The sequence below is a fragment of the Candidatus Methylomirabilota bacterium genome (genome assembly GCA_035709005.1).
Taxonomy (GTDB): domain Bacteria; phylum Methylomirabilota; class Methylomirabilia; order Rokubacteriales; family CSP1-6; genus 40CM-4-69-5.
Map to the genome: position 1 here is coordinate 1 of DASTFB010000111.1, position 5,259 is coordinate 5,259.

Genomic DNA, 5,259 nt, shown 5'->3' on the forward strand with positions numbered 1-5,259 from the left:
CTTCAGCGCCAGCGGGATGGTGAGCCCGAAGAAGAGCCAGAAGAGCGTCGGGCAGAAGGCCAGCGCGAAGACGAGCCCCAGCAGGTAAGCACCGGTCACACCTGTGCCCGCCCGGCCGCGCAGCCGGGCGGCGAGCCGTTGCCCGACGCTGAATCGCGGACGCCACCAGGCGACCAGGACGAGGCCGACCACGATCATGAGCGGCCCGAGCACCTTGCGCGCGATCAGGACGACCGGGATCGACGCGGCCTGAAGCTGCAAGCCAGCGAGTACGACGGCGGCGCCGACGAGCGTATAGACAGTGACCTTGCCGGCAACGTAGGCCAGCGTCAGGGCGAACGCCCGTCCCCGCCCGGCTCGGCCCCCGGCGTAGGCGAGGGCGCCGAGGTTCGTCGTGAGCTGGCACGGGGAGGTGGCGCCGATCAGTCCGAAGATGACGGCGGTGGCCGCGGGGAGGGCGATACTGTCGGCCAGGTCCTGCAACCCGAGGACCAGGTCCTGCGTGAGCCCGCTCACCCAGCCGTACCAGGCCACGATGAAGCGACTCACCTCAGGCCTTCGGATAGGGCGTCGGCGTCGGGGTGCCGCCGTACTTGGCATCGATGGCACGCCGCACGTCGAGCAGCGACTTGCCACCGCCCCGCATGCGCGTCACGTCACGCGTGACGTCCAGACAGATGGTTCACGTCGCGGCATGGCTCGTGAAACTCAGCGTGCCGTCCGTGTTGAACGCCTTGATGTAGCAGTCGCGGTTGCTCTGGTGTCCGAACCGGTAACAGCCGCAGAAGCACGGCACGTACTGCAGCTCGTCGCCGTGCTCGACGGCATAGCGGTAGAGGTCACGGATCTCCCCCGATTTGGCGAACACCGGAAGCTGGCCTCGCGGCAGCCTCTGCACCTGGTCGCCGATGGCGTCGGTCGTCACTGGTGCCACCCCGCCGCCGCCCGACGCGGGCCAGATCTGCCACGCGGCGATGCCGATGGCTCCTGTGGCGGCGGCACCATAAAGAAGTCTGCGACGCGAGATCCGCCGCGCTCGTCGTCTGGTGTCCCTGGTCTTCATATCCATCCTCGAGTCATCGAGTGGACTGGTAGTCGCCGCGTCCCTGGCTCGTGCTCACGACTCCACGGCGCGCCTCGTCGAGCTTCGCGAGCAGCAGCGCCTGCCCGAGCGTGCCGATGTGCTTGTAGGTGATGCGACCTGCGGGATCGACGACGAAGGCCTCCGGCAGCCCCCAGACTCCGTACTCGATGGCGATCCGGCCGTCCGGGTCGCGGCCGTTCGGAAAGGTGATGCCGAACTCCTGGAGAAAGCCGCGAGCCCTCGGCTCCTCGTCCTGCGTGTTCACGCCGAGAAAGACCACGCCCTGCTCCTGGAGCCGCCGCCACGTCGCCTCGAGCGTGGGCGCCTCTGCTCGACACGGCGGGCACCACGACGCCCAGAAGTTGACGAACACGACCTTGCCGCGGAAATCGTCGAGCGCGCCCGCCTGCCCGTCGAGAGCGTCAGGGCGAACCCGGGCGCGGGACGCCCGATGATCGGGCTCTCGATGTAGCGAGGCTCCCGCGTGAAGCCATAGGCAAGCAGCGCCAGCACAGCGAGCGCGGGGACCAGCACTCCGGCCGCCACGAAGAGCCGCCGTCGCTTCATGGACGATCCGCTCGCTCCTCCGCTAGGAGCCACTCGACCAGGCGCCGCGCCTCCGGCGAGTTCCAGCTGCGTTCTCCAGGGATGCGTCCGACGATCCGTCCTTTCCTGTCGAGGAGCACTGTGCTCGGGTGGCCACGCACGCCGAGCGCGGCGGGACTCTGACCGTCCGGATCGATCCAGATCGGAAATCCCAGGCCGAGGTCCTCGGCAAACTCGCGAATCGTGTCGGCCGGTTCACGAAGGCTCACGCTGACCATCGCCAGACCGCGTGTATGGAACTCTCGGTACAGGGCCGCCTTGGCGGGAGCCTCCCGCCGGCACTGCGGTCACCACGTCGTGAAGAACGTCAGGATCACCGGACGGCCGTGGAACATCGCGAGTCGCACCGGCCCTCCGTCCAGGTCCTTCAGCGTGACGTCCGGCGCCGGCGTCGGCGGCGTCACACGCAAGGCCTGCATGGGACCGAAGGGATCCGGCTGCGCCATTGCGGGCGAAGCCGCCACGACGGCCGTCAGCAAGCTCACGGCGAGAAGCCTCACCGTACGGGTGCCCATGTCTGCCCTCCGTCTCGACTGACGAAGATGTGGCCGTCCATGGTCGCGGCATAGGCATCGCTCGGCCGGCCCGGGTTGAACGTCACCGCGGCCGCGTTCTTCGGGGCTCCCCGCGCAGCCGTCCAGCCACTGCCGTCTTTCTCCGACCGGAAGATGCCGTCTCGCATCGCGACCAGCATCACTTGAGCGTTTCCCGGAAGCACGGCGAAGCCGTTAACCGTTCCCGTGGGCAGACCGCCCACCCCTCGCCACCCTCAGAAGCAGTCGGGGTTGCGCTGGAGGCCATCGCCGGTGCCGGCATACAGGAAGATCCCGCCCATGCCGGTCGGGATATTGACCGAGGCGAGGACCTTGGTCTCGCCCGGAGGTCCGTCGTCGACACGCACCCACTTCTGTCCTCCATCGCTCGTTCGATAGAGCCCGGCGCCGGCCTCCCGCACCAAGGCATGGAGCTTGGTCGGCGCGTTCGGGTCGACCGCGAGACCGTGAACGTCGAGGCCACGAAGCCCGCCGTTCACGGCGACCCACGTCCTTCCACCGTCCACGGTCTTCAGGACACCCGCCTCGTGCGTGCCCACGTACAGCACATCGGGCTCGCCGGGATGCGGCGCGATCGCCATGACGTCGGGGCCGTGCTCATGAGCGGGCAGAGAGGCCTTGGCCCAGGTCCGGCCGCCGTCCTCGCTCCTGTACAGGCCGGTGTGGGCACCAAGCCACAGGGTCCGGCCGGCGGCGTCGAACGCGAGGGAGTGCACCTGCTCGAAGGAAGGCCGTGACGCGTTCGGCTGCGCAGTAACCGCGAGAGGGGACGCAACGAGCATCAGAACGATGAGGAGCGAGCCGGCCCTAACCACGAGGCTCCCCGTTGTCCGCGTTCGTGCTGGCCATTTGGGCTGGCGCGTCGTGGGACTGCTGCATACCGGACATGCTCCGCATCATGAAGTACATGCCGAGCGGGCACGCCAGGAGCGCGAGCACGCTCAGCAAAGACCCACCTGCGGCGGCCCATCCTCCAGCCCAGAACAGCGGTATGGCGAGAAGAAGCAGCAACGGCGCGCCCCAGCACGCGGCCCGCTTCAGGCGGGCCCCCAAGCCCTGTTGCCCGGGCGGAAGCACGGGGCACGCCGTCGTGGGACGATCGTCGACGTCGACTCGGCGTGCCGCAGCGTCGATCCGGGCGGCGCGCACGCCGGCCGCGAACTCGTCGGCGTGCGTTCGGGAGCAGAAACGCTCGCCGAAGCGCTCAGAGCCGGCGATGTCTTCCGCGATGGGGCGACCACAGTAACCGCAGTGAGATAGCGCAGCGGGTCGCGCGGTCTCCATGACGGTCGGCTCACTTGGCGCGCGGCTGCATCATGCCGCCGCGGTCCATCGTTCCTCCGCCCATCGACCCCATCATCTCCATCATCCGCGTCATGCCGAGCATCACGTCTCCGTTGCCCATGCGGCGCGCCATCTCCATCATGTTGTCCATCGCCTGCGGTGCGCGTTCCGATCGCATGAACTCGCGCATGGCGCTTCGCCCCTCCGGGCTCGATTGCTGCATCATCTCGGCGCACATCTCCCCACCGTCTGGCATCGAAGGCGTCGACGCCTTCTCGGCTGCCGCCGCGCCGACCACGAGAACGAGCGGTAGCGATATCGTCAGGAGTCCTCGAACGACCAAGTTCTTCATCGCGCGACCTCCGTCGTGGGTGCCGACGTCTCCGTTGCCCGACGCCAACAGGACGGCAGACGCCCGGTATCAGCGTGACTCTGGGAACAGTGTGTGGGGCGGCGACGGAGCTAGAGGATGGGAGGCGCGCGGGATGCTGGCGGGCCGAGGGTTGAGGACGATAGCCTCGGCGGGGAGAGATCGACCGGAGCGGTCTCGGCTCTGGCAGGCGGCAGCAGGCGCTCAGGTGACGTCGGCGCCGGAACGAGATGAATCGGGGAGGGCGGGGTGTTCTGCGGCTGGATGGGCTGGCCGCAACCGATCTGGATCTCGCAGAAGGGCCCGGCGCAATCCTGCCCTTCGGCCATGACCATTCCGGGCCCGGCCAGATCCGTGGCGCACAGCGCCACCAGAACCGCAAGGAGTAGCACCGAGGCCCGCGTGGAGATCCGGATCAAGCCGGCGATCTTCATCGCAAAAGCAGGATACGCCAGGGGCGGGCCTGGCGCAAACGACGGCCGCGGCGAGGCGCCTTGACTTTGCCCCAAGGGGAAAGGTTTAGGCTGGAACCGACATGGAGGGGCGACTCAAGATCGGCGAGCTGGCGCGCCGCGCCGGGGTCACGGCCAAGGCTATCCGCTTTTACGAGCGCAGGGGCCTCCTGCCGGCCGCAGCCCGCGGCGCCAACCGGTATCGGCTGTATGGCGAGGACACGGCCGAGATTCTCCGCTTCATCAAGCAGGCAACCGGCCTCGGTCTCACGCTCGGCGAGATCAAGGACATCCTGGTGATCCGTCAGGGCGGACGGCCGCCGTGCAGCCATGTCCATCAGCTCCTCCGCGACAAAGCGGTCGAACTGGACCGGAAGCTCAAAGACCTCGTCGATGTCCGCGAGCGCATCCGGCGCAGCCTGGCCGCCTGGAACCGGCAACCGCAGAAGCAGGCGCCGGTGTGACCACACATCGAAGCGCCCGCGGGTCGCGGGCGAGGCGAGGAATAGCGAATGGAACGCCAGCCGGAGTGGGGAGGCGGAGACAGATGGAGCAGCTCGAGCTAGGTGTAGCCGGAATGAGGTGTGTCGCGTGCGAGCAGCGCATCCAGCAGGCGCTCGCGAAGGTCGACGGCGTCCTCCGTAGCACCGCCGATCACTGGGCGGCCCGCGTCACCGTCGTGTTCGATCCGGCCCGCACGTCCGCGGAGGCCGTGCAGAACCGGATCACCCAGGCAGGGTACGAGGTCGCAACGTGAGCGGGCCCGCGACGATCGAGCCGACGGCAGCGACACCCTACTGGCTCGAAGAGGCCCGCGGCCCTGGCGGACGGTCGAGGTTTCTCGCAAAGATCAGTGGGCTGCACTGCTCGCTCTGCACCGGGACGATCGAGAAGGCCGTCGGCCAACTG

General features: G+C 68.4%; 9 protein-coding genes and 1 pseudogene. 2 read left to right on the top strand and 8 right to left on the bottom strand.

Annotated features, from left to right (window positions below):
- From VFR64_20405 to VFR64_20440, 8 genes and pseudogenes are all read right to left on the bottom strand, one after another.
- Positions 1 to 549, bottom strand: a 549-nt coding sequence (locus tag VFR64_20405) for a sulfite exporter TauE/SafE family protein (GenBank protein HET9492100.1), incomplete at its 3' end; no start/stop codon positions are given.
- A gap of 133 nt (positions 550 to 682) precedes the next feature.
- Entirely contained in the window at positions 683 to 934 is a 252-nt protein-coding gene (locus VFR64_20410) for a PCYCGC motif-containing (lipo)protein (protein HET9492101.1), read from the bottom strand.
- A 142-nt stretch (positions 935 to 1,076) separates the two neighbouring features.
- On the bottom strand, positions 1,077 to 1,658 hold the full coding sequence (locus VFR64_20415; GenBank protein HET9492102.1) for a TlpA disulfide reductase family protein: 582 nt from the start codon (positions 1,656 to 1,658) through the stop codon (positions 1,077 to 1,079).
- Positions 1,648 to 1,965 (bottom strand): annotated as a pseudogene (locus VFR64_20420) (TlpA disulfide reductase family protein). Before VFR64_20420 ends, VFR64_20415 begins: the two are co-directional and overlap by 11 nt.
- Positions 1,966 to 1,977: 12 nt before the next feature.
- Entirely contained in the window at positions 1,978 to 2,205 is a 228-nt protein-coding gene (locus tag VFR64_20425) for a hypothetical protein (GenBank protein ID HET9492103.1), read from the bottom strand.
- A 254-nt stretch (positions 2,206 to 2,459) separates the two neighbouring features.
- Positions 2,460 to 3,026, bottom strand: coding sequence for a YCF48-related protein (locus VFR64_20430; protein ID HET9492104.1), 567 nt, complete (start codon positions 3,024 to 3,026; stop codon positions 2,460 to 2,462).
- 512 nt (positions 3,027 to 3,538) lie between these two features.
- Positions 3,539 to 3,880: a hypothetical protein gene (locus VFR64_20435; GenBank protein HET9492105.1), complete on the bottom strand. Its 342-nt coding sequence runs from the start codon at positions 3,878 to 3,880 to the stop codon at positions 3,539 to 3,541.
- Positions 3,881 to 3,990: 110 nt separating this feature from the next.
- On the bottom strand, positions 3,991 to 4,332 hold the full coding sequence (locus VFR64_20440; protein ID HET9492106.1) for a hypothetical protein: 342 nt from the start codon (positions 4,330 to 4,332) through the stop codon (positions 3,991 to 3,993).
- 101 nt (positions 4,333 to 4,433) lie between these two features.
- On the opposite strand from VFR64_20440, the gene VFR64_20445 reads away from it, so the two are divergent.
- Together VFR64_20445 and VFR64_20450 are read left to right on the top strand one after the other, a co-directional pair.
- Positions 4,434 to 4,814 carry a MerR family transcriptional regulator gene (locus VFR64_20445; protein HET9492107.1) on the top strand — a complete coding sequence of 127 codons (381 nt, stop codon included), beginning with the start codon at positions 4,434 to 4,436 and terminating at the stop codon, positions 4,812 to 4,814.
- A gap of 113 nt (positions 4,815 to 4,927) precedes the next feature.
- On the top strand, positions 4,928 to 5,107 hold the full coding sequence (locus VFR64_20450) for a heavy metal-associated domain-containing protein (GenBank protein HET9492108.1): 180 nt from the start codon (positions 4,928 to 4,930) through the stop codon (positions 5,105 to 5,107).
- The last annotated feature ends 152 nt before the right edge of the window (positions 5,108 to 5,259 follow it).